The sequence below is a fragment of the Flavobacterium psychrolimnae genome, from assembly GCF_003312425.1.
Taxonomy (GTDB): Bacteria; Bacteroidota; Bacteroidia; order Flavobacteriales; family Flavobacteriaceae; genus Flavobacterium; species Flavobacterium psychrolimnae.
The window spans coordinates 37,883-59,350 of record NZ_QNUX01000003.1 but is presented as its reverse complement, the minus strand read 5'-3'; the positions used below and the strand labels follow the sequence as shown (position 1 = coordinate 59,350).

The following is a 21,468-nucleotide window of genomic DNA, read 5'->3' as shown; positions in this document are numbered from 1 at the left end:
GTTGTATGCATAAAATTTGTATTTTTTTGCTTGTTTTATTTTGTGGTTTTGTGTCGCAGGCCCAAGTGAAACAGGAGGCTCAGGATACCGTTAAAACTGGATTTTCTATAGGAAAACTTCAACTAAAAAACCCTCAGAGTATTCTTTCTGCTTACACGTATGATCCCGTTACTGATCGGTACGTTTATACTAATTCCGTCGATGGATTTTCGATTAATTATCCTATTATTTTAACGCCAAAAGAATACGAAAGTCTTGTTTTGAAAGAATCTATGCGTGATTATTTTAAGCAAAAAGTAGACGCAATTGACGGTAAAAAAGAAGGAAGCGAACTCGCGAAAAGAGATTTGTTGCCTAGATATTACATAAAATCAGGACTGTTTGAATCCATTTTCGGTAGTAATACAATTGATGTGAAGCCTACCGGTTCTATTGAAATGGATTTGGGAATGCGGTACACGAAACAAGATAATCCATCTTTTTCGCCAAGAAACCGATCTAATCTTTCTTTCGATTTTGATCAAAGAATTAGCATGAGTTTGATGGGGAAAGTGGGAACGCGACTCAATGTGAATGCCAATTATGATACACAGTCTACATTTGCTTTTCAAAATTTAATCAAATTAGATTACGCTCCTACTGAGGATGATATCATTCAAAAAATAGAAGTGGGTAATGTAAGCATGCCGTTGAACAGTTCTTTGATTCGGGGTGCGCAGAGTTTATTTGGTGTGAAAACCCAACTGCAATTTGGAAAAACAACAATTACAGGAGTTTTTTCGGAACAAAAATCCCAAACTAAAAGTCTGATTGCGCAGGGCGGAGGAACAATTGAGGATTTCGAAATGTTTGCTTTGGATTATGATAGTGACCGACACTTCTTCTTATCTCAATATTTCAGAAATCGCTACGATAAATCACTCGCAAATTATCCATTTATTGATAGTAGAGTCCAAATTTCCAGAATCGAAATCTGGGTTACAAACAAGCAAAACCGAGTAACTACAACCAATAATAACCTAAGAAATATTATTGCGATTCAGGATTTGGGAGAAGGCCAATTATCCGGTATTCCTGATAATGAAGTGGTTGTTTTAGAACCTTCAACAGGGATTTTCAACAATCCTTTCGATTCTCCTACTGACAACTCCAATAATGATTATGATCCCGCTCAAATACTTATGGGAACAGGTTTGCTGAACGCTAATATTCGGGAAATAGTGACTTCAAATTCCGGTTTTAATACAACGGTAAGCGAAGGTCAGGATTATTCGAAACTGGAAAATGCCAGAAAACTGAATCCAAATGAATATACGTTCAATCCGCAATTAGGATATATTTCATTGCAACAACGATTGGCAAATGATGAGGTTTTAGCAGTTGCGTACCAATATACGATTGGTGATCAAGTGTACCAAGTTGGAGAATTTGGTAACGATGGCGTAGATGCAACTGTGGTTACAGGAAACAGTCCGTCCAATCAAGCCATTATTTCGCAAAGTTTGGTATTAAAAATGCTGAAAAGCAATTTGACCAATGTTAAAAATCCGGTTTGGAACCTGATGATGAAAAACATCTATCAGATTCAAGGTGGTTATCAATTGAAACAAGAAGATTTTAGATTCAATATACTTTACACAGATCCTTCGCCATTAAATTATATTACGGAAGTTCCGGGAAGTCCTTTTCCGCCAAATCCAACTCCCGAAAATAAAGTTGCTGAAACGCCTTTATTGAAAGTTTTCAACTTAGATAAATTAAACTATAACAATGACCCACAAACTGGCGGTGATGGTTTTTTTGATTTTATGCCAGGATTAACAATCGATGCTCAAAATGGAAGAATAATTTTTACCACCAAAGAGCCTTTTGGAGAATTGTTGTTTTCTAAATTATCTAATACAGGTTCTGCCGAAAATTATAATGTCGTTAGTTCTTATAATGAAAATCAGAAGAAATATGTGTTTCGCAGCATGTATCGAAATACACAATCGGGCGCTTTGCAGGACAGTGAAAAAAATAAATTTTTATTAAGAGGGAAATATAAATCAACAGGTAGTGACGGGATTCCTATTGGCGCATTCAATGTTCCGCAAGGTTCAGTAGTTGTTACTGCAGCGGGAAGAGTTTTAGTAGAAGGGATTGATTATAGCGTGAATTATCAGTTAGGCCGAGTTCAAATTTTGGATCCATCCTTACAAGCCTCTAATACCCCAATAGAAGTTTCGCTCGAAAACAACTCGGTTTTTGGTCAGCAAACCAGAAGATTCATGGGGTTAAATGTAGAACATAAAATTTCTGATAACTTCATAGTTGGTGGTACATTCTTAAAAATGTCCGAAAGACCTTTTACACAAAAATCAAGCTTTGGACAAGAATCCGTTAACAATACTATTTTTGGATTCAATACTAACTTCTCTACCGAAGTTCCTTTCTTGACGCGATTGGTCAATAAATTACCAAATATTGATACTGATGTACCTTCTAATCTTTCTGTACGAGGTGAAATTGCATTTTTGAAACCGGATTCGCCGAAAGCTGATCAGTTTCAGGGAGAATCCACTATTTATGTAGATGATTTTGAGGGTTCTCAATCTACCATTGATATGCGTTCACCATATTCTTGGAGTTTAGCATCCACTCCGGAACGTAACGCAACAAGTACGTATGATTTTAATGCAAGTGCCAATGATTTGAGTTATGGATTCAAAAGAGCCAAATTAGCGTGGTATTCTATTGATCCTGTTTTTTATACACAAAAACCGGCCGGAATTTCAAATGAAGATTTGTCGTTCAATAAAACCAGAAGAATTTTCAGCGAGGAATTGTATCCTTTGACGGATATTGCGCAAGGACAATCACAAGTTGTAAATACATTGGATTTAAGTTATTATCCATCCGATCGCGGACCGTATAATAATAATCCAAATGGAGCATTAAACCCGGCTGAAAACTTTGGTGGAATTATGCGATCGCTGAATTCCACAAATTTCGAGCAAGGAAATGTAGAGTATATTCAGTTTTGGGTGTTGGATCCTTATGTTGGAAATGGTCAGTCTCCGCAATCAAACACAGGAAAAATCTATTTCAATTTAGGGGAAATTTCAGAAGATGTTTTGAAAGACGGGAGAAAGCAATATGAAAATGGACTTGGACCAGACCAGATATTGGTAAATCCTCGTCCGTTGTGGGGAGATGTTCCTGCTTCTCAATCCTTGATTTATGCTTTTGATACTAATGCTGATAATAGAAAGAATCAAGATATTGGTCTGGATGGTTTGTCCAATGACAATGAAGGATCTGTGTATACGAATTTCGCATCGGAACTGGATCCAGCAGCAGATGATTACACTTTTTATCTGAACACAGATGGAGGGATTTTGGAACGGTATAAAAATTATAATGGTACCGATGGTAACTCAGCGGTGGATATTACGGATCCTAATAGAGGTTCGTCTACGTTTCCCGATGTAGAGGATATAAACAGAGACAATACGATGAACACTATCAATGCGTATTATGAATACAGTATTGATGTGCAACCAGGAATGAATGTCGGACAAAATTATATCACCGACATCAGAAATACACAAGTGACGCTGCCAGATGGATCAACTACCGAAGCCAGATGGTTGCAATTTAAAATTCCAGTTTCTCAACCTGAAAACACGATTGGAAACATTTCTGATTTCAGATCCATACGTTTTATGAGAATGTTCATGACGGGTTTTAATGAGGAAGTTACGATGCGTTTTGGAGCCTTGGATTTAGTGCGTGGCGAATGGAGAAGGTATACTAATACGCTTGATTTTAATGATACAAATATTCTAGATGATAATACTAATTTAGATGTTTTGGCTGTCAACGTTCAGGAAAATGATGAAAGATGTCCGGTAAATTATATTACTCCGCCTGGTGTACAAAGAGAGCAATTATTCAATAATAATACGGTAATTAATCAAAATGAGCAATCGTTGGCATTAAGAGTTTCCGGCGACGGATTAGAGCCGGAAGATTCCAGAGCTGTTTTTAAAAATGTGAGTATTGATATGCGTCAATTTAAGAAATTGAAAATGTTTTTGCACGCAGAATCTTTGACTGGCGAAATTGCACTTCAAGACAATCAAATGATTGGATTTATTCGTTTTGGAAATGATTTCACCCAAAATTTCTATCAAGTTGAGATTCCTTTAAAAGTAACTGTTGCTTCGTCTGCTTCAAATGCTGATTGCGGTCCATTGAGTGCAGAAGCGGTTTGGCCAGAAGAGAATGAAATTGATTTGTCTTTGGCATTACTGACTAAATTGAAGATTTTAGCGATGGGTGTTGATCCAACCACGCTGCCATTGGACGGAATTTATTATCCAGATTCAGATCCAAGCAAACCAGACGGTGATGGCAGCAGTTCATTGAAGTTAGGGATTAAAGGAAATCCTAATTTTGGATTAGTGCGTACGCTTATGGTAGGTGTGAAAAACAGTGATCTTCGTAACGATATAAAAGGAGAGGTTTGGTTTAATGAACTTCGTTTGGCAGATATGGACAACCAAGGCGGAATGGCTGCGGTGTTGAATGTGGATTCAAATTTAGCTGATTTCGCCACGATTTCAGCTTCGGGAAGAAAAAGTACTATCGGTTTTGGAGCACTGGAACAAGGCCCAAATGAAAGAAGTCGAGAAGATACCGAGCAATATAGTATTGTGACCAATTTAAATCTTGGAAAATTATTGCCTCAAAAATGGGGTGTCAATTTGCCGTTCAATTACGCTATTGGTGAGGAAACAATAACTCCGGAATACGATCCTTTCAATCAAGATATCAAATTAAAACAGTTGCTTGATAATACTGCTGACCAAAATAAAAAAGACAATATTACCAGCAGAGCGGTTGATTATACAAAACGTAAAAGTATCAATTTTATCGGAGTGAGAAAAGAACGCCAGCCGGAGCAAAAGCAGCGTGTTTATGATCCGGAAAACTTTACGTTTTCTCAGTCTTTTAACGAAGTAGAACGACATGATTTTGAAATCGAGGACTATGTAGATCAGCAGGCAAATTCATCTGTTGATTATGCGTACAGTTTTCAGCCTAAGTCTGTAGAGCCTTTCAAGAAGACCAAATTCTTGAAAAAAAGTAATTATTGGAAACTCCTAAGCGATTTCAATTTTAATTATTTGCCTGCTAATATTTCTTTTAATACCAATATAAACAGACAGTATAATCGTCAGCAATTTAGACAAGTGGAAGTAGAAGGAATTGGGATTGACCCATTGTACCGTAGAAACTTTGCTTTTAATTATCAATACGGATTCAATTATAATCTGACAAAATCATTGAAATTAAATTATACAGCTTCTTCAAGCAATATCGTAAAAAACTATTTGAATGAAGATAATGAGCCTATTGACAGTTTTACTATTTGGGATAGTTATTGGGATATTGGGGATCCTAACCAGCACATGCAACAATTAGTTGTGAATTACGAAATACCGATTAATAAAATACCATTATTCAGTTTCGTTAAAGCAAATTATTCCTATACAGGAGACTATAGCTGGCAGCGAACTTCTAATGCGTTGTCACAAATTCAAATTGACGGTCAAGATTATAATTTAGGAAATACAATCCAGAATGCGAGTTCCAATAATTTGAACGCTACATTCAATATGGAAATGTTGTATAAATATTTGGGAGTGACAAAAAACACGAACAAAACAATACCAAAACCTAAAGCGGCAGCGCCAAAACCGGGTGAAAAAATAGTGAATACTAATGCGAATCAAATTCCAAAAAACAATGCATTTGTTGATGGTTTAATTGGAGTTTTGACCAGTGTAAAGAATATTCAAATGAATTATACCCACAACAGCGGTACAATTTTACCGGGTTATACGCCGGGTGTTGGATTCCTGGGATCTTCAAGACCTTCATTAGGATTCATTTTTGGAAGTCAAGATGATGTTCGTTATGAAGCTGCTAAAAATGGTTGGTTGACTAATTATCCAGACTTTAACCAAAATTTCGCTCAAGTAACTAATAAATTATTTAAGGCTACAGCCAATGTAGATTTGTTCCCAGATTTAAAGATTGATTTGACTTTAGATAGGGCTTTTTCTGAAAATTCGTCGGAACAATACGATGTAACTGATGGTATTTACAATCCGAGATCACCATATAGCACCGGAATTTTCTCCATATCAGCTGTTTTAATAAAAACATCATTTTCTACCAGTAATGAAATTTCATCAGAGGCTTTTGATGATTTCAGAATGAATCGACTAACGGTAGCAAACCGTTTAGCCACAGAAAGAGGAATTGATATCAATAATCCTGTCAATATCGATGCTGAAGGATTTCCGTTAGGATATGGAAAAAATAATCAAGCGGTGTTGTTACCGGCCTTTTTAGCAGCTTATTCCGGAGGTGATGCGTCAAATGTTTCACTCGGAATTTTCAGAAGTTTTCCAATACCAAACTGGGCTATAAAATATAATGGATTGATGCGTTATGAAATGTTCAAGAAGAATTTCAAACGCTTCTCTTTGCAACACAATTATCGCGCTTCGTACACTATAAATGCATTCAGATCGAATTTTGAATATGATAATGAACCAAATGGGGTTGATGCAAGCGGTAATTTTTTCAACCAGACGATTATGTCTAATATCAACTTGGTGGAGCAATTCAGTCCGCTTTTAAGAATGGATTTTGAATTGAAAAGTTCTTTAAAAGTACTGACTGAAATTAAAAAAGACAGAGCTTTATCAATGAGTTTTGATAATAATTTATTGACCGAGGTAAAAGGAATTGAATATGTAGTAGGATTAGGGTACCGATTTAAAGATGTGATTTTCTCTTCAAGATTGGCTGATAATCCAACTGGGATTATAAAAAGCGACATCAATTTGAAAGGGGATTTATCGTATAGAAACAATCAGACCATTGTACGTTATTTAGATTATGATAACAATCAATTGGCAGGCGGGCAAAATATTTGGTCCATAAAATTAACGGCGGATTATGCTTTCAGCAAAAACCTGACGGCCATTTTTTATTACGATCATGCTTTTTCGAAAGCGGTAATTTCGACTTCTTTTCCGTTGACGAATATTCGTTCCGGATTTACGCTTCGTTATAATTTTGGAAATTAATTTTTCAAAATCTAAAGCAGATTTGAATAGAAGATTGTTACATTTGTCACAGAAAATTTCAATTATCAATTAATAATTATCAATAACAATTTAGATGAACATACCAGCAAATTTAAAGTACACAAAAGATCACGAATGGATTAGTATTGAGGGCGATATCGCAACAGTAGGAATCACTGATTTTGCTCAAAAAGAATTAGGAGATATCGTTTATGTTGAGGTAGAAACTTTAGATCAAACATTAGAAAAAGATGAGGTTTTTGGAACAGTTGAAGCGGTTAAAACGGTTTCAGATTTGTTTCTTCCTATAGCAGGAGAAATCATTGCTTTCAATGACGCTTTAGAGAATACTCCGGAAAGTGTAAATGCAGATCCTTATGGAGCTGGATGGATGATCAAGGTGAAAATAGCTAATATGGCTGAAGTTGATGGATTGCTTTCAAGCGAATCATACAAAGAATTAATAGGTGCGTAAACAGCTCTATTTTTGGGCTGCTTTGCTGTGGGCAGGAACAATTGCTTTTTTCTGTTTGGTACAATTGAATAATGTTCCAATGGGAACTGTTTCCAATTTAGATAAGTTGGTACATGCTTTTTTTCATTTTGTGCTTACATTCTTTTGTTTCTTGTTTTTAAAAAGCCGTGCAAATAATCCGAATAGTTTCCTGCCTTTGATTGCTTCGTTTCTTTTTTCTGTTTTTTTTGGAATAGGAATCGAAATAGCTCAGGAATTATTTACAAAAACCCGTCATGCAGAGGTGTTTGATGTTTTAGCAAATCTGTCTGGAGCAACTTTAACAGTGGTAATGGTTCTTTTATTTGGTTTAAATACAAAGCTCAGATAAATTTCAAAAATAAATTGAGTCCCACTTCGGTGGGATTTTTTTGTTTTATAGGTTTCCGTAAAAGTCAGAAATTATCTGTTCAGGAAGTTGTTTAGGGAGCTCTATTTTAAAAATGCCAAGAAATAGTAGTTTTGAGTTTAAAAAAAATACAAATAGAAGAATCTAATATGAAACTTATGTGCAGATAAAATGTATTTTTGTGAGTTCGAATTCGTTATCATCAAGAAATCAGAAATGCTATGAATATCAAGCAATATTTAGATTCCACCTATTTAAAAACTGCAGAGCAAGCGGGAATCAGTGAAGAAAAAAATATCCTTGTGGCTCAGGGATTTATTCAGGAAGCTATCGAGGAGCATTTTAAACTTATAATGATTCGTCCAGAAATGGTTTCTTTGGCTAAAAAGATGATTTCGGAAGCGAATTCGTTAGTACAAATAGGAACTGTAATTGATTTTCCCGAAGGAACATCTTTACTAGAAGATAAACTTCAAGAGGCACTTCATGCGATAAAAGATGGTGCGGATGATTTAGATTTTGTATGCAATTACCAAGCTTTTAAAAATGGAGAAATAGATTTGGTTAAAGAAGAAATCTTAAAATGTACCCAATTAGGTCTGGCTCATAATAAAGTTGTAAAATGGATTATTGAAGTAGCTGCACTCACCGAAAAAGAAATTATCCAATTGTCAAGTTTGATAAAAAATGTAATTGTTTCTAATTTTGAACAAGAGCTGTTTCCAAAGGTTTTTGTAAAATCGTCTACGGGATTTTATAAAACCGAAAATAATTTACCTAATGGCGCCACTATTCCTTCTATAATGATGATGCTTGAAAATGCCTCGCCGCTTCCGGTAAAAGCTGCTGGTGGAGTTAGAACTTATGGGGAAGCTGTAGCGATGATTGAATTAGGGGTGAAAAGAATAGGAACTTCCGGTGCAAAAATGATAGCTAATGGTCAAAATTCAAATAATGAATATTAAATCCAAAAAGAAAATAAGCATGAACAAAAGGTTGTTGGGATTATTTTTATTATTAAATTCCTTTACTATTTCTGCTCAAGAAATCAAAAGCGTTACGGTACAGTCCGGCAACTCAGCGGAGCGTTTTCCAGTTTTTTCGGATTGCGTCAACTTACAATCGAATGCTTTAGAAACCTGTTTTTATAATCAGGTACAGGATTTTGTATTTGCGAATTTTGAAATTCCGGAGAATTTGACATTAAGTAATTTTCAAGGAAATGTAAAAGTGCTTTTTGAAGTTGATAGCAACGGTCTTTTCAAAGTAATTTATGTGGATGCTACGGAGGAAAAATTGATTGAAGAAACAAAAAGAGTTTTTGGTAAATTCCCAAAAATTCAGCCCTCGACATACAATGGAAAACCAACGTATGCTAAGTTTACCATGACGATTTCGATTCCTTTAAAAAGTAGGGAAGAAGTTGCTGCCACAACTTTGGCGCAAGCCGATATTGTCCCAAACAACACCAAAAAATTAACCGAACTGGATAGTATTGTTTACAAAAAATTTAATAGCCCGGAGTTTGAAAGTCATTTGAATATACCGTTTTCACATAGTTATTATGCGCAATTTGATGCTTCGTTAAACCAAATGGGAAGTAACAATCATACCGCTTCAAAACCATATACCTATGCAGAAGTGTTTAAATATTATGACTTGAAAGCAGTGAATGAAAAGCTTAAAAAAACTGCTTCCAGTTGGTGGGCAAGAAAGTTGTGGAATGAAAACATGGTTGAAATTCAGGGCGAGGATTACTGGTTTACACTGAATCCTATTCTTGATTTACAAGTTGGGAAAGCTTCAAAAAGTGATGTGTCGTATACTTATATAAATACGCGTGGAATCAATTTTCGCGGTGGATTGGGTAAAACGTTGAATTTTACTACTACTGTTTTTGAAAGTCAAGGACGTTTTGCAGATTATTTCAATAATTATGCGGAATCTATTAGGCCAGCTGGAGGAAATCCGGCAATTATTCCTGGAATTGGTATTGCAAAAGATTTCAAAACCGATGCGTATGATTTTCCTTCGGCGGAAGCCAATTTGACTTTTACGCCAAGCAAACATATCGATTTACAGTTGGGTTACGGTAGAAATTTTATTGGCGATGGATACCGATCTTTATTAGAAAGTGATGGTGCCAGCCCGTATCCTTATTTTAAATTGAACACTAATTTTTGGAAAATAAAATATACTAATACCTACATGTGGCTCAAAGATGTTCGTCCAGAGGTCACTTTAGAACGTACGTATGCGACTAAGTTTATAGCAAACCATTATTTGAGTTGGAATGTTTCGAATAAATTAAATCTTGGTTTTTTTGAATCCGTGATTTGGACTAATACTAATGATAGAGGATTCGATGTGAGCTTTGTGAATCCTATTATATTTTATCGTTCGGTTGAATTTGCATCTTCGGCCAGAAGCGGAAATGCAATTCTAGGGTTGACCTACAAATACAAATGGAGCAATCAAATTAACTTTTACGGACAGTTTATCTTGGATGAATTTTCTCTTGGTGACATCAAAGAAGGGGATAATAGCTGGAAGAATAAATACGGATACCAACTGGGTGCGAAATATTACAATGCTTTCAAAATTGATAATTTATTGTTGCAATTGGAATACAATCATGTACGTCCTTATGTTTATTCGCATAGCATGCCAATTACTAATTACGGGCATAATAATCAAAGTATAGGACATCAATGGGGTGGGAATTTTAAAGAATTAATTGCTATTGCCCGATATCATAAAGGGAGGTATTTTGCTGATGCAAAAATTACTATGGGAACTCGGGGGTTGGATTTTGATACTACCGAAGATAATTTTAATTACGGTGGAAATATTTATAAAGATTACGATGAAAACAGACCGTTTGATAGTGGTGTAAAAGTGGGTCAGGGAAACAAAACCGCTGTTTTTATTGCTGATTTTCAAGGAGGCTATTTAGTGAATCCGGCAACGAATCTAAAACTCTTTGGAAGTTATATTTACAGGAGTTTTGACCCAACAAAAAATACGGCAACTACTTTCAATCAGAGCACAAATTGGTTAACTTTAGGATTAAGAGCGGATATCTTTAATTGGTATTTTGATTATTAATCTTTATTTTACTGATTAATAATCTTTTTATGAATTGTTTTTTGTCAAATCCCTTTTGATAGCCTATTTTTGCAAAAGTTTTCACAAAGCAAATAATCTTTAGCATTGAACGCAACACAAAGTCCCTTTTCATTAAAATCTGTTTACATTGATTTCCGCGAGATCACCAAAGCACGTTTAGCAATTAGTGTTGTTTTTTCGTCGATTGCTGGGTTTATGCTTGGAATTTATGATTTGCATTCATTAGATTGGATGGTTTTATTAAAGTTAGCTGTAGGTGGATATTGCATGGTTGGAGCATCAAATGCTTTTAATCAGGTGATTGAAAAAGACTTGGATGCTTTGATGGATAGAACTAAAAACCGTCCCGTGCCGGCTGGCAGGATGTCGCAACCTACGGCTTTGATTATTGCAAGTCTTTTGACAATTGTTGGAATTGCTTTGTTGTACACGATCAATCCTAAAACGGCAATGTTTGGTGCTATTTCAATATTTTTGTATACAAGTGTTTACACTCCTTTGAAAACAATGACTTCGTTGTCAGTTTTTGTTGGAGCTTTTCCGGGAGCAATTCCGTTTATGTTGGGTTGGGTTGCGGCTACAGGCGAATTTGGAATTGAAGCAGGAACTTTATTTTTAATTCAGTTTTTTTGGCAATTTCCACATTTTTGGGCTATTGGATGGTTCTTGTATGAAGATTATGAAAAAGCAGGTTTCTTCATGTTGCCTACAGGTAAAAAAGATAAAGGTACAGCCTTGCAGATTATTTTATACACGGTTTGGTTGATTTTAGCCTCGCTTTTACCTGTTTTGGGTTATACTGGTAGTTTATATATGACGCCTATTGCAGCGGTTGTTGTATTTTTGTTGGGACTATGGATGTTATTTTACGCCGTACGATTGTATAAGTTGAGAACAGCAAAAGCTGCCCGTACCTTAATGTTAGTAAGTGTTTCTTATATTACATTATTACAGTTAGTTTATATATTTGATAAATTTTTAAGATAGTTATGGAGATGACAATGACAGCAGCCGAACAAAAATCGAGAACCGCAAGATCATACAAATTGATTTTGTTGTTTGCAATGGTGAGTATGACCATGATGTTCGCAGGACTTACGAGTGCTTTTGTGGTAAGTAAATCCAGAGCCGACTGGTTGAAAGATTTTCAATTACCACCGGCATTTTACTATAGTACTTTAGCGATTATAGCATGCAGTGTAACGTTTCATTTGGCAAAAAAGTCAATTCAAAAAAACGATCAAAGTAAAACAACAATTTTTCTTTTGAGCACCTTAGTTCTCGGAATATTGTTTGTAATTTTACAGTTCGTAGGATTTGGTCAAATAGTGGAAAACGGTTATTATTTCACCGGAAGCGGAAGCTCAATAACCACTACTTTTTTATACGTAGTTACGGTTGTGCACTTGATTCACCTTGCTGGTGGCGTGATTTCACTACTAATTATAATTTATAATCATTTTAAACAAAAATACAATTCATCTCAAACCCTTGGAATTGAACTTGGTGCAATGTACTGGCACTTTCTTGACTTATTGTGGGTTTATTTGTTTTTGTTTTTATATTTCTTTAAATAAGAAAAAAACGTAAATTTGGGAACTTTTTAACGAATAACTTTTATGGAAGCGACAGTTACTACTGCAAATAGTGAAGAAAAAACTTGGGGAGGCGGCAATGAGCCAATGGGAGCAAGTTATGGCAAATTGATGATGTGGTTTTTTATCGTATCAGATGCTTTAACGTTCTCTGGATTTCTAGCGGCGTATGGTTTTTCTCGATTTAAATTTATTGAAACATGGCCTTTGGCTGACGAAGTGTTTACTCACTTTCCGTTTATGCATGGAGTATCCGCTCCGATGTATTATGTGGCATTAATGACTTTTATTTTGATTTTCTCATCAGTAACAATGGTTTTGGCTGTTGATGCAGGTCATCAAATGAAAAAAAACAAAGTGGTTCTCTACATGTTCTTAACCATTATTGGTGGTTTGATTTTCGTAGGGTCTCAAGCTTGGGAATGGAAAAATTTCATCAAAGGAGAATATGGTGCTATTGAAACAAAAGGAGGTAGTTTACTTCAGTTTGTTGATAAAGATGGTAAGCGTGTAGCCTTAGCTGATTTTGCTGCAACTTTGCCTGAGGAGAGAGAGCAACTGACAAGAAACAAAGCAAAATGGTTTATGAGTGAACCAACTCTTCCATCGTACTCTGTAGCAGAAGTTCAAGCGGGTTTCAAAGCTCATCCTGAACTTTTAATCAGAACTGAGGTTGTTACTGCTGAAAAACAGAAAACAATTTTATCAAGAGCAGAATCTGAAGCAAGATTGAGTCAAGCTCATTATGTTGTTGAAGGTGCTAACTTGGTTAGAAACGAATACGGTAGTAAATTATTTGCTGATTTCTTTTTCTTTATTACTGGATTCCACGGATTTCACGTTTTTTCTGGAGTTGTGATAAACATCATTATATTTTTTAATGTATTAATTGGGACTTACGAAAAAAGAAAAAGTTATGAAATGGTAGAGAAAGTTGGTCTTTATTGGCACTTTGTCGATTTAGTTTGGGTTTTTGTATTTACAGTTTTCTATCTAGTTTAATTTTCAAAAAGTAATTATCATGTCACACGAACACGTATCTAATATAGGTAGAATCTGGAAAGTTTTCGGAATATTGTCTGCCGTTACAGTTGTAGAAGTAATTTTAGGGATTTTAAAACCTGAAGCGCTACACATGAACAATCTTATGGGAATGAATTTACTGAACTGGATATTCTACGCTCTTACTATTTATAAAGCGTATTATATTGTTTGGGCTTTCATGCACATGGAAGGAGAAAAAAGTACTTTAAGAAATGCAGTTGTTTTTCCCCTAATTTTTCTGATATTATATATTCTCTTTATTCTTTTGACCGAAGGGGATTATATTTATGAGGTTTTTAAAAATTCTACTATTAAATGGAATTTTTAACAAGATATTAATTCAATAAAAGGGTACGCATTGCGTACCTTTTTTTATTTTTGTACTTTAAAAGTATCATTACAATGAAAAAAAATATTGTCCTTTTCGTTCTTTTTATTTTGCCTATAGTTGCCTACCTTTTTTTTGCTTCTGGCGTAAATGGGTTTACTAAATTACCAACAATAACTCCTAATACTGCTGATTTTGGGAATTGGCAATCTTTAGACGGACAAAAAGTTACTTTGAATGGGAAAGTAACTATTCTGGGGTTTATGGGTACTGAGCTATTAAAAAACAGAGGGAATCTTTTCAATTTGAATCAGAAGATTTATCAAAGATATCACGAGTTTAAAGATGTGCAGTTTGTAATGATTTGTCCAACGGGAACTGAAAAAGACGCAAAAAAAGTTGTAGATGCTTTAGGAGCCTTTACGGATGTAGCGCAATGGCGTTTTGTTTTTGCTTCTCCTGATGAAATTAAGGTCTATTACGATCAATTAAAATTAGTGGAGAAATTAGACGATAAATTAGGAACTCCAAAAGTATATATTGTCGATAAGAAGAGAAATCTTCGCGGTAGAAAATTGGTAAAAGATGCTAAAGAAGGATATAGTACATTTCACCCAGCGGAGTTGAGCAACGAGATGCTTGATGACTTCAAAGTGATTCTATATGAATATCGTGCTGCACTTAAAAAGAACAATAACGCCACCAGAAAAATATAGTAGTTTATGTTTAAAAATAAATCATACATAGGTATCTCTTTTATTATTTTGATTTTTGGAATTTATGCAATTCCAAAAATTGTAGAAAGAATTAAAAATGATAAGGTGGTTCAAGGCGACAGGCTCGATAGTGTTAATCCAACAACTACAGAAGAAGGGGAATTAATTAAAATTGGTCCTGCTCCAAAATTTCAATTAATAAATCAAGATAATAAGAAGGTAACTAATGAAACATATAAGGGGAAAGTGTATGTATTGGAGTTTTTTTTTACTACCTGTCCTACTATTTGTCCGAAGATGAATGAAAGCATGCTTCTTATTGAGAAAAAGTTTTTTGGAAATCGTAATTTTGGAATTGTCTCCATCACTATCGATCCGGAACATGATACTGCAAAAGTATTAAAAGAACATGCCAATCTTCTTGGAGTAAAATCTACTAATTGGAATTTCTTGACTGGTGATAAAGCCTACATATTTAATCTTGCTAATAAAGGATTTAATCTTTACGCAGGTGAAAATAAAAAAGTTGCAGGTGGTTTTGAACATTCAGGATTGTTTGCCTTGATTGATAAAAATGGAAATATTCGTTGCAGAAATGATGAATTTGGAAACCCTATTTTATATTATGACGGATTAGATAAAATGGGAGTAAGAAACTTACAACAAGACATTAATATTTTATTAGAAGAATAAAAAATGGAAAACAATTCTCTTGAAAAAAAATTCAATAAATTTATAATAGCAGTTTCCATCATAATACCAGTTGCGGTTGCGATACTATTTGGTGTGAAACTAAAAGATTTTGGATACAATGTAGAACCTCTATCTTTTTTACCTCCTATTTATGCTACTACTAACGGAATTACGGCTGTTTTATTAATTGCTGCCGTTATTGCAATTAAAAATGGTAAAAGGAAACTTCACGAAAGATTAATGACTGGTGCAATTGCCTTGTCTGTTGCTTTTTTGGTGATGTATGTTGCGTATCACATGACTTCTGATTCTACAAAATTCGGAGGAGAAGGAGCTATCAAATATATTTATTTCTTTATTTTGTTTACCCATATAGTTTTGTCAGTGGCTATCATTCCTATGGTTTTAATCACCTATGTGAGAGCATTAGCAGGAAATTTTGATAGGCATAAAAAGATTGCAAAAATCACTTTCCCGATTTGGTTGTATGTTGCCGTAACTGGAGTAGTTGTTTATTTAATGATTTCACCTTACTATGTTTATTAAAGCTAAGAATACAAAAATGACAGTCAAAAACAATGTGGACAAGGTTGTAATATATGCCTTTCTGATGGTTTTTGGATTATTAAGTGGTAGTGCAAATGCGCAATGTGCCATGTGTCGCGCTGCATTAACCAGTGAAGGCAATGCAACGCAAGCTGCAGCGGTAAATGACGGAATTGTATACCTAATGGTGATTCCTTATATTTTGGTTGCAGGAATTGGTTACGCTATTTATCGAATGAAAAAGAAAAAATCAAGCTAAGGTTTTTTTAGAAGATATTTATTTCAATTTTACTAAAGCGTATTTTAGTTTACGGTACATGATCACTGATGACTAAATATGGAGTACTGCAGACTATTTTAATCCGTTTACCGATACGTTCACTGTCCCTTTTACTTTTATAAAGGCAATTATAGCCTGATTTGTTAATTGGATTTTTTGAAATTGAATGTCTTCCATCTTTCCATTTACAAAAACACCTTGCATTGGAGAATAGTTTTTCAAATACGCCATCATGCTTTTTTGACCTTCTTCGAGGTTTGGTTTTATAGAATAACGACAACTTTGCTGTATTTTTTTAAGCACCAAACCTTGGGCTAGCCAGTTTGCAGTTCGCATCAATTTGTTTTTTGTATCTAAAGCGTAATCCAATTGATCAAAAAATACTTCCTTAGTTTTTTCGTTATATTGGGGAAATCCGGCTAAATATATAGTCCCATTTACAGAACCCAAAACATCTAAAGCAATGATCATTTTTCCTTTTTTGTGCCAAATTGCTACATTTTGAACTTTTACTTTCTGTGAGCCAGAACCAAATTCTTGACCGGCAAAATTCTTAGTCATGATTTTTGATGCTTCCTGATAACTGGAAATGGCAACAATGTTGGCCGTAATGTCTTCAGGAATTTTAGTAACGGGTTTTAAAATAATTTTGGCTGCATTGAATTTAGATTCCGGTTGTTTTCCAATTAAGGTTTCCATGTTGCATTTCATTCCCATATCTAATACAAAAGTGTCATTTTTCAGTTTCGCACTGGTCGAATAAATTTCTATAGGAACAATTCGAAGCCAGCTTTCGTAAGTGTCATTCATTAGAAAAGGAACACAAATTTTCTCTAGAGCCGCCAAAACATTTGGTTTAAAGTCCATAGATTTTGCAATAGCATCATCAATTTTCTTTTCAATTTTTGATTTAAATAGTTTTACGGCAGGATTAATTAAATAAGTAACTGGAACGTTTTTTCCAAAAACGGTCATCGTAGGACTTTCATTCCAATCTAATGATTTTAATTCTGTTTTTGTGTTTAGTTTCCAATTTATCAAAGCAACATCACTTACTAAAGTCACAACTCCATCAAGATGAAATTCTCGGGTATCGTACATTTCGATTCCCAATTTTTTAGTGCCGATTCGATATTTGACAATAGCCTTTAAAGGTAAAATAGTTTTAATTTTTTCTCCTTTTTCCCCAATATCATTTTTGATGGTAATGGGAGCGAGTTTCCAAACCTTCATTTCGATGTCGTCGTCTTCAATACTGTTGTCTTCGTAAATTAATCCGCTCAGCAATGCATTAGTTTGGTTCTCAATATCTTTTAGTTTTACGCTAATTGGCATATTGATAAATGAAGGAGTGTTTTCATAAATCAAAGGGGTTGCATCATCTGGTTCTGGTTTCAATGCATCTATTTTATTAGTAGTAGCGCAGCTTGAAACCAATAAAATCGAACAGATTATAAGTAGTTTGGAAGAGAATTTCAGCATTATTGTTTTATTTAAAAAATCAAAATTAACAAAACTATTCTTTTTTTATGAATTTTTGTAACAAATGCTAATTTCTAAAGTCTAATTGTTTTATAACGGATTTATGAACAAAATATTTTTTATTAATTCATAGATTTTTATTAGAAAAAGTTAAATTTGTTTGCAGCTATGCTGCGCTTTTATTCAAAAATATATGGAAAAAAGAAGTTTTCTTAGTTTAATGGTCATGCTGATTTGTTGCGTTACAGCTCAAGCACAATCAAAAGTATGGACCTTAGAAGAATGCGTAAAATACGCCATTCAAAATAATATTTCCATCAAACAGTCTGAATTGGATTCAAAAACAGCACTTATTGGTAAAAAAGATGCTATCGGGAATTTTCTTCCTTCTCTTAACGCCAGTGCTTCCCATTCTTGGAATATTGGTTTAAACCAGGATATTACCACGGGTTTATTGAGGAATCAAACAACCCAGTTTACTTCAGCTGGCGCTAATGTAGGTGTTGATATTTATAAAGGTTTGCAAAATCAGAATACGCTTCGTAAAGCCAATCTTTCGATAGTAGCGGCCAAATATCAATTGTTGAAAATGCAGGAAGATATTGCCTTGAATGTTGCCAATGCTTTTTTGCAGGTTCTTTTTAACAAAGAAAACTTAAAAGTACAAAAGGAGCAGTTGGGAATCAATGAAAAGCAATATTCGCGTTCAGAAGAATTAGTCAATGCAGGATCTATTCCTCGTGGAGATTTATTAGATATTAAAGCGACAGTAGCGCAAAATAATCAGAATGTTATAGCTGCTGACAATGCTTTATTAATCTCAAAATTAAGTTTGGCGCAGTTACTACAGCTAAAAGATTTTGAAAATTTTGATGTTGTGGATGACACTAACATGAGGGATGAGAATAATATTATGGCACAAACTCCAAGTGCTATTTATGACAAAGCGGTAGAAGGCAGAACAGAATTGAAAATTGCCCGAACTAATTTAGAGATTGCACAAAAAGATGTGGAAATTGCAAAAGGAGCTTTTCAGCCTACTTTGCAGGGTTTCTACAGCTTTAATAGCAGAGTTTCATATGCTGATGTTCCTGTTTTTGATGACAAGGGAAACATAATTGGCACGAGAAATTCAGCTCCATTTTTCAATCAGTTTAGCGATAATAAAGGACAATCTTTTGGAGCACAATTATCGATTCCAATATTTAATGGGTTTTCAGTTAGAAACAATGTAGAGCGTTCCAAAGTGAGTTTAGAACGATCAAAAATTGCTGTTGAGCAACAAGATTTGGATTTGCAAAGAAATGTTTTTACTGCATTTACAGATGCAAAAGGTGCACTTAACGCTTATGAATCATCAGTTGTTGCACTTGAAGCCAGACAAGGAGCGTATAATTATGCAAAAGAAAGGTATGATGTAGGTTTGATGAACTCATTTGATTTCAACCAATCACAAACCTTATTGACCAATGCACAATCAGAAGTTATCAGAACCAAGTACGATTATATTTTCAAAATCAAAATCTTAGAATTCTATTTTGGAATTCCTCTTATCAAAAACTAATTTATTATGTCTAAAAAAACAATTTATATTCTAATAGGTGGAGCTGTTGTAATTATTGCGGCTCTAGTAATACTTTCAAAATCTGGCGTTATCGGTAATAAAGATAAAGGAACTGAAGTTGAAATAGCCCAAGTTATACCATCTACAATCGTTGAAACGGTTTCTGCAACAGGAAAGATTCAACCGGAAATTGAAGTGAAAATTTCATCTGAAGTTTCTGGAGAGATTATTTCTTTAAATGTAAAAGAAGGTCAAGTAGTAAAAAAAGGAGATTTATTGGTTAAAATAAATCCGGATTTATATACTTCAGGTTACAATCGTTCGGTTTCAAACTTATCTGGAACAAGAGCAAATTTGAGCCAAGCAGATGCTTCTTTCAAAGAATCAAAATCCAATTATGACAGAAATAAAACTTTATTTGAAAAAGGAATTATTTCAAAAGCCGACTGGGATAAAGCAATTGCATCTTATGAAGTAGCTAAAGCTGCAAAACAAAACGCTTATTTTAATGTTCAAAGCGCTTCGGCAACAGTAAATGAAGCCAAAGATAACTTAGGACGAACTACAATTTATGCACCTGCAGATGGAACTATTTCTATGTTAAACGTAGAATTAGGAGAACGCGTTTTGGGAACACAACAAATGACTGGAACAGAAATTTTGAGGGTAGCCAACTTGAACAATATGGAAGTTGAAGTGGATGTCAATGAAAATGATATTGTAAAAATTAAAGTAGGAGACGAAGCAAATGTTGAAGTTGATGCGTATTTGAAAAAACAATTTAAAGGAACTGTAACCAGTATTTCAAATTCAGCCAGTTCTGCCTTGACAGCTGATCAAGTAACTAATTTTAAAGTTAAAGTAAGAATTTTGAAGGAATCCTACCAAGATTTATTGGAAGGAAAACCAGATACGTATTCGCCTTTCAGACCAGGAATGACAGCGACTGTAGATATTATTACCGAAACAAAAAGTAATGTATTATCAGTTCCAATTAGTTCTGTTGTTATAAAATCAGACACTGCAGCTGTAAAAGACATTGTTGTAGTTGATCCTAAAGACGAGCAAAAAGGAGCAGCGCCTAAAAGCGATAAAAAATTCGAGTGTGTATTTGTAAAAGTTGGTGATAAAGCTAGAATCAGAGTCATTAAAACAGGAATTCAGGATGATACTAACATTGAGGTTTTGACCGGTCTTAAAAAAGGAGATGTGGTTATTACAGGACCTTATTCAACGGTAACTAAAGATTTGAATTCTGGTGACAAAGTCATGCTAAAAACAGATAAAGATAAAGGAGAAAGTAAAAAGTAACCTATATTAGCAACTATTTTGAAATCACAATCATAAAATCTAATTTTGTGATTGTGATTTTTAATTTAAAATAAATTCTGAAATTGAGTTATATACTAAACATTGAGACGGCGACCAAGAATTGTTCTGTCGCTCTTGCAAAAGATGGAAAAACGATTCTTTGTAAGGAAATTGCAGAAGAAGGATATTCACATGCGGAACGACTTCATGTTTTTATTGAAGCAATAATTGAAGAAGCCGGAATTGCTCTTCAAGATTTATCAGCGATTGCAGTAAGTCAAGGTCCTGGTTCGTACACGGGGTTGCGAATTGGCGTTTCGGCAGCAAAAGGATTGTGTTATGCACTAGATATTCCACTAATTGCGGTAGACACTTTACAGGCTTTGGCGGCACAAGTTACTATTTCGAGTGGATTGATAATTCCTATGATTGATGCGCGAAGAATGGAAGTGTACAGTGCAATTTTTAGTCCGAGTTTAGAAAAAAAACGAGAAGTTCTTGCCCAGATTATCGATGAGAATTCATTTGAAGATAGACAGGAAACACTTTATTTTATAGGTGATTGTGCCGAGAAATGTAAGTCGATTTTGACAAAGGAAAACCATGTTTTTTTGGAAGAGATTGTATATCCATCTGCCAAAGAAATGAGTGCGCTAAGTTTTGAAAAATTCAAAATAAGCGACACAGTTGATGTCGCTTATTTTGAACCATATTATCTGAAAGATTTTATGATCACCGCTCCAAAGAAATAGAGCATTGCTGAATG

At 34.5% G+C, this 21,468-nt stretch carries 17 protein-coding genes; 16 read left to right on the top strand and 1 reads right to left on the bottom strand.

Going from position 1 to position 21,468, the window contains the following annotated elements:
- Nucleotides 1-5: 5 nt before the first annotated feature.
- The 13 genes from sov (at nt 6) to DR980_RS04130 (ending at nt 16,324) form a co-directional block, all read left to right on the top strand.
- Complete coding sequence (gene sov / locus DR980_RS04190) at nt 6-7,151, top strand: T9SS outer membrane translocon Sov/SprA (protein WP_113634011.1); 7,146 nt, start codon at nt 6-8, stop codon at nt 7,149-7,151.
- A 94-nt stretch (nt 7,152-7,245) separates the two neighbouring features.
- The gene (gene gcvH, locus DR980_RS04185; protein ID WP_113634010.1) at nt 7,246-7,626 is read left to right on the top strand and encodes a glycine cleavage system protein GcvH; all 381 of its coding nucleotides are present in this window, start codon (nt 7,246-7,248) and stop codon (nt 7,624-7,626) included.
- Complete coding sequence (locus DR980_RS04180) at nt 7,619-7,996, top strand: VanZ family protein (protein ID WP_113634009.1); 378 nt, start codon at nt 7,619-7,621, stop codon at nt 7,994-7,996. Before gcvH ends, DR980_RS04180 begins: the two co-directional genes overlap by 8 nt.
- A gap of 239 nt (nt 7,997-8,235) precedes the next feature.
- Complete coding sequence (gene deoC, locus DR980_RS04175) at nt 8,236-8,979, top strand: deoxyribose-phosphate aldolase (protein ID WP_113634008.1); 744 nt, start codon at nt 8,236-8,238, stop codon at nt 8,977-8,979.
- 19 nt (nt 8,980-8,998) lie between these two features.
- Entirely contained in the window at nt 8,999-11,122 is a 2,124-nt protein-coding gene (locus DR980_RS04170) for a gliding motility protein RemB (protein WP_113634213.1), read from the top strand.
- A 105-nt stretch (nt 11,123-11,227) separates the two neighbouring features.
- Nucleotides 11,228-12,130 carry a heme o synthase gene (gene cyoE / locus DR980_RS04165; RefSeq protein WP_113634007.1) on the top strand — a complete coding sequence of 301 codons (903 nt, stop codon included), beginning with the start codon at nt 11,228-11,230 and terminating at the stop codon, nt 12,128-12,130.
- Nucleotides 12,131-12,132: 2 nt separating this feature from the next.
- Nucleotides 12,133-12,720: a cytochrome c oxidase subunit 3 gene (locus DR980_RS04160; RefSeq protein ID WP_113634006.1), complete on the top strand. Its 588-nt coding sequence runs from the start codon at nt 12,133-12,135 to the stop codon at nt 12,718-12,720.
- Between the two features lie 42 nt (nt 12,721-12,762).
- Nucleotides 12,763-13,740 carry a cytochrome c oxidase subunit 3 gene (locus tag DR980_RS04155; RefSeq protein ID WP_113634005.1) on the top strand — a complete coding sequence of 326 codons (978 nt, stop codon included), beginning with the start codon at nt 12,763-12,765 and terminating at the stop codon, nt 13,738-13,740.
- Between the two features lie 19 nt (nt 13,741-13,759).
- Nucleotides 13,760-14,110, top strand: coding sequence for a cytochrome C oxidase subunit IV family protein (locus tag DR980_RS04150; protein WP_113634004.1), 351 nt, complete (start codon nt 13,760-13,762; stop codon nt 14,108-14,110).
- A 74-nt stretch (nt 14,111-14,184) separates the two neighbouring features.
- On the top strand, nt 14,185-14,826 hold the full coding sequence (locus tag DR980_RS04145) for a hypothetical protein (protein WP_113634003.1): 642 nt from the start codon (nt 14,185-14,187) through the stop codon (nt 14,824-14,826).
- Between the two features lie 6 nt (nt 14,827-14,832).
- Nucleotides 14,833-15,519 (top strand): SCO family protein, encoded by a 687-nt coding sequence (locus DR980_RS04140; protein ID WP_113634002.1) that lies wholly within the window; start codon nt 14,833-14,835, stop codon nt 15,517-15,519.
- Between the two features lie 3 nt (nt 15,520-15,522).
- Entirely contained in the window at nt 15,523-16,065 is a 543-nt protein-coding gene (locus tag DR980_RS04135) for a DUF420 domain-containing protein (RefSeq protein ID WP_113634001.1), read from the top strand.
- Nucleotides 16,066-16,081: 16 nt separating this feature from the next.
- The gene (locus tag DR980_RS04130) at nt 16,082-16,324 is read left to right on the top strand and encodes a hypothetical protein (protein WP_113634212.1); all 243 of its coding nucleotides are present in this window, start codon (nt 16,082-16,084) and stop codon (nt 16,322-16,324) included.
- Nucleotides 16,325-16,417: 93 nt separating this feature from the next.
- Here DR980_RS04130 and DR980_RS04125 read toward each other — a convergent pair whose 3' ends face one another.
- Nucleotides 16,418-17,827 (bottom strand): DUF4403 family protein, encoded by a 1,410-nt coding sequence (locus tag DR980_RS04125; RefSeq protein WP_113634000.1) that lies wholly within the window; start codon nt 17,825-17,827, stop codon nt 16,418-16,420.
- A 193-nt stretch (nt 17,828-18,020) separates the two neighbouring features.
- On the opposite strand from DR980_RS04125, the gene DR980_RS04120 reads away from it, so the two are divergent.
- The 3 genes from DR980_RS04120 (at nt 18,021) to tsaB (ending at nt 21,454) form a co-directional block, all read left to right on the top strand.
- A complete protein-coding gene (locus DR980_RS04120) occupies nt 18,021-19,391 on the top strand; it encodes a TolC family protein (RefSeq protein ID WP_113633999.1) in 1,371 nt (456 codons plus the stop codon).
- 6 nt (nt 19,392-19,397) lie between these two features.
- Nucleotides 19,398-20,702: an efflux RND transporter periplasmic adaptor subunit gene (locus tag DR980_RS04115; RefSeq protein WP_113633998.1), complete on the top strand. Its 1,305-nt coding sequence runs from the start codon at nt 19,398-19,400 to the stop codon at nt 20,700-20,702.
- A gap of 83 nt (nt 20,703-20,785) precedes the next feature.
- Nucleotides 20,786-21,454 carry a tRNA (adenosine(37)-N6)-threonylcarbamoyltransferase complex dimerization subunit type 1 TsaB gene (gene tsaB / locus DR980_RS04110; protein WP_113633997.1) on the top strand — a complete coding sequence of 223 codons (669 nt, stop codon included), beginning with the start codon at nt 20,786-20,788 and terminating at the stop codon, nt 21,452-21,454.
- The last annotated feature ends 14 nt before the right edge of the window (nt 21,455-21,468 follow it).

Coding starts and splice junctions, on each gene's coding strand:
- deoC (WP_113634008.1), top strand. CDS start 8,236: ATGAATATCAAGCAATATTTAGATTCCACCTATTTAAAAACTGCAGAG.
- DR980_RS04125 (WP_113634000.1), bottom strand. CDS start 17,827: ATGCTGAAATTCTCTTCCAAACTACTTATAATCTGTTCGATTTTATTG.
- DR980_RS04135 (WP_113634001.1), top strand. CDS start 15,523: ATGGAAAACAATTCTCTTGAAAAAAAATTCAATAAATTTATAATAGCA.
- DR980_RS04150 (WP_113634004.1), top strand. CDS start 13,760: ATGTCACACGAACACGTATCTAATATAGGTAGAATCTGGAAAGTTTTC.
- DR980_RS04170 (WP_113634213.1), top strand. CDS start 8,999: ATGAACAAAAGGTTGTTGGGATTATTTTTATTATTAAATTCCTTTACT.
- DR980_RS04130 (WP_113634212.1), top strand. CDS start 16,082: ATGACAGTCAAAAACAATGTGGACAAGGTTGTAATATATGCCTTTCTG.
- sov (WP_113634011.1), top strand. CDS start 6: ATGCATAAAATTTGTATTTTTTTGCTTGTTTTATTTTGTGGTTTTGTG.
- DR980_RS04160 (WP_113634006.1), top strand. CDS start 12,133: ATGGAGATGACAATGACAGCAGCCGAACAAAAATCGAGAACCGCAAGA.
- DR980_RS04155 (WP_113634005.1), top strand. CDS start 12,763: ATGGAAGCGACAGTTACTACTGCAAATAGTGAAGAAAAAACTTGGGGA.
- DR980_RS04140 (WP_113634002.1), top strand. CDS start 14,833: ATGTTTAAAAATAAATCATACATAGGTATCTCTTTTATTATTTTGATT.
- DR980_RS04120 (WP_113633999.1), top strand. CDS start 18,021: ATGGAAAAAAGAAGTTTTCTTAGTTTAATGGTCATGCTGATTTGTTGC.
- DR980_RS04115 (WP_113633998.1), top strand. CDS start 19,398: ATGTCTAAAAAAACAATTTATATTCTAATAGGTGGAGCTGTTGTAATT.
- DR980_RS04145 (WP_113634003.1), top strand. CDS start 14,185: ATGAAAAAAAATATTGTCCTTTTCGTTCTTTTTATTTTGCCTATAGTT.
- gcvH (WP_113634010.1), top strand. CDS start 7,246: ATGAACATACCAGCAAATTTAAAGTACACAAAAGATCACGAATGGATT.